5 protein-coding genes are annotated in these 2,709 nt (G+C 42.2%); 2 read left to right on the top strand and 3 right to left on the bottom strand.

Annotated elements, in window-relative coordinates; translation table 11 throughout:
- The 3 genes from A5N85_RS03820 to A5N85_RS03810 all read right to left on the bottom strand — a co-directional run.
- The coding region (locus tag A5N85_RS03820; protein ID WP_169818614.1) for a DUF927 domain-containing protein at window positions 1-467 on the bottom strand (467 nt) is incomplete at its 3' end.
- Between the two features lie 158 nt (window positions 468-625).
- On the bottom strand, window positions 626-832 hold the full coding sequence (locus A5N85_RS03815; protein WP_072576048.1) for a hypothetical protein: 207 nt from the start codon (window positions 830-832) through the stop codon (window positions 626-628).
- A gap of 335 nt (window positions 833-1,167) precedes the next feature.
- Window positions 1,168-1,515: a helix-turn-helix transcriptional regulator gene (locus A5N85_RS03810; protein WP_143143173.1), complete on the bottom strand. Its 348-nt coding sequence runs from the start codon at window positions 1,513-1,515 to the stop codon at window positions 1,168-1,170.
- Window positions 1,516-1,876: 361 nt separating this feature from the next.
- Between A5N85_RS03810 and A5N85_RS03805 the strand changes: the two genes are divergently transcribed.
- The gene (locus A5N85_RS03805) at window positions 1,877-2,539 is read left to right on the top strand and encodes a type II toxin-antitoxin system Phd/YefM family antitoxin (RefSeq protein ID WP_072576047.1); all 663 of its coding nucleotides are present in this window, start codon (window positions 1,877-1,879) and stop codon (window positions 2,537-2,539) included.
- Between the two features lie 9 nt (window positions 2,540-2,548).
- Window positions 2,549-2,701 carry a helix-turn-helix domain-containing protein gene (locus A5N85_RS03800; RefSeq protein ID WP_084601621.1) on the top strand — a complete coding sequence of 51 codons (153 nt, stop codon included), beginning with the start codon at window positions 2,549-2,551 and terminating at the stop codon, window positions 2,699-2,701.
- Window positions 2,702-2,709: the final 8 nt, after the last annotated feature.

The following is a 2,709-nucleotide window of genomic DNA, read 5'->3' as shown; positions in this document are numbered from 1 at the left end:
GCCACCTGCTGCGCCGTGCTTTTGCCTTTGGAGGAGTCGCCGTAAACGTGCAAGATGCCGCCATCGATGCCAAACCAGCGTAATAAAGGCGCGGCAAAGGCTGCGCCAGCAAACAGGCATAAACGGCTGTTACCTGCTAAATATTGCCCGATAGCGCTTTGCCATTCACTTAACGTGCCTGATGGGCTAAAAACTTCAGGATGGGCAGGGATACGCTTAAAAAGCGTATGACCGCCAGCACCAATAATCTCACCATTCGGCAAAATGTAAGATTCACCCTGCCAGCCTGCTGTATCTGTCAATGTCCAGCGCTCGCCTAATGCTTGTGCTTGCAGATACTCAATCAACCGTTCTTGATTGCGCTTATTGATAGGCAGGCGGCGGATATAACGGCGCAGAATGCGCCAGCCGCCGCGTTCGCCCATTTCTGTCCACGGTAGGGCAAAGCTATTGCCCTGATGTTCCAAAATGTAGTGCGGCTCACCGCTGGCGTCATAGGCATGCCCTATCACATGAAATTCATCGGCAATGCGGCGCGGCTCACCATTACCGCTATCAAACCAAATGCCGCCGTCTCGGCAGGTAAAACGGCTGTCAATAGGAGGATTGTCAGGCGTTGGCGCGTTCATGCTTCGCCGCCTGACTTTAGAGCATTAAAAGCCGTATGGGCAAGGCTGCTGCATAGGTTTAGTGTGTGTTGCCAGTGTTCTATATCAACGGTTGAGCCGTCAATAGAATTAGAAAGGCAGGAGAGTAAGGCACGCTGATAATCCAGCGCATAGAGGGCGGTATCTTTGCCGCGAGTGTTGGGAAATGTGATTTGAGGGTTCATTGTGTTGTTCCTGAATCAAATTTGGTAAATCACCACTGTCAATTTGGCGATGCGTAACGGCGGGTTGACAGACTGGCATTCAGGAAAACCAGCAAGCCCGAAGGCTTCCCACCGCACGCACCATAACGGAACGAACACGGATTGCGGGCATAAAAAATCCGTCAATTAAGACGGCTGCCCGTCCTGAAACTTTCAGCCTGTCAAAGCCGATTGAAGTGTTTTGCTTCAATGCGGGCATTCTAGCCAAGTCGCCAATAAAAGAAAAGTGCTTTTAAGCATTTTTTAACGGCTAAATCTCACTAAGCCATAATTTAATCAATTATTGTTTCAAACCCTTATTGCACCGCCTGATTATTATTCTTTTCATGTCTTAATCCCTCAATCCAATGTAAAACATCTTGCTTATACCAAGCCACCGCCTTTTTACTCAGATTAACTTGTTTCGGAAAACTCGAATCATAATACTTACTATTGTGATTTAATTTATTCCAAATAGTAGCTTTGCTTAATTTGGTAAGCTCGCAAACTTCTTTAATGCGCAAGAGTTCGATATTTTCTTTTACAGGGTGAGGCTGGATTTGCGCTGCTGATGCGCTGACATGCGATGTTTCATTCATGACTTTTACTCCCAATGGGCCAATAACAATAAATCTTCCGTTAGGAATAATAGCGAAAATTTCCACGGTGTCAGCCGCTGGGGTTTCAAAGGGCGCCCCCTTTGGCACGAGCGACAGACTAAAACGTCAGTTTTGGGCCTCGTCGGCGTCGTGCCTGTTTTCTGAATGTTGAGGGAGAACATCCGTACAAAAAGCCGTGTTATTTTAATTAAGATTTATCCATATCGATATAAGACCGTCTAACACTATCAGAATTATTTCAATTTAGACGATTTTAGACAAACGTCATTTTGGGCAGAATTTGCAGTGCTTCTATGGAGCGCATAAAATGCGACTTCGTGCAGATGGAGAACAATTAACCCACTGTATAAACTAAATGTTCTGCAAATGCAGAACATTTGCAGAACAACCAAAAACAAGGATTTTTATGACCCATACCCCGCTAGAAAACCTAAGCAGCCGCGAATTGAGCCAGAATTTGAGTAAGGCAAAAACGATGGCAGACAATGCCCCGATTGTGATTACAGAAAGAAATGAGCCTGCTTATGTACTAATGAGCTATCAGGAATTTAATAACATTAAAGATAGTACTATTTCTTCTCCAAATTCTACGAATCATGATTTATCAGAAATAAAAACGATAGTAAGAAATTTATCCATAGAGGTTGAAATGATATTGAAAAAAATGAATCAGGATACTGCTATGCCTATTGATAAAAATTTTATTACAAGATTAAATACCATGAATAAGATACTAGAAGGAACACCAAAAGTCTTAGGAGAATCATTAGATAGGATTTTTGAAAATTATCAGGTAGGAATGCGTGAAGCACACGAGGAATTTATAAAAAATTTTGTCAAACAATATGAAATTATCAGTATAAAAGCAGCAAACAGCATGATAGAAAATAGCTACAAGCCGCTTCATGATTTAACACAAAGCACAAAAACTTTATCAGAGAACCTAAAGCAATTTAAAGATGTTTTGCTTAATCAAGAAGAAAAAAGTATAGTCAAATCACTTATAATCCAATCTATCCAAAGCAGATATAAAGAACAACTTGTAGTAGAATTATCAAAAACAAACTGAGCATATCCTATGACCTACTGCCGCCAATTCCGACAGAAAATTCTTAACGATATTGCTAATGGAGAAACTTGGCGCGCTGTTGCAAAGCACTACAAGATCAGCAAATTCACCGTCTATAGCTGGATTAAAAATCCCCATCCTAAAGKYTTTACTGAAGCGTAAGCCCTCAA

The sequence above is a fragment of the Suttonella ornithocola genome (assembly GCF_001889065.1).
Lineage (GTDB): Bacteria > Pseudomonadota > Gammaproteobacteria > Cardiobacteriales > Cardiobacteriaceae > Suttonella_A > Suttonella_A ornithocola.
This window is presented reverse-complemented; position numbering and strand designations above follow the sequence as displayed.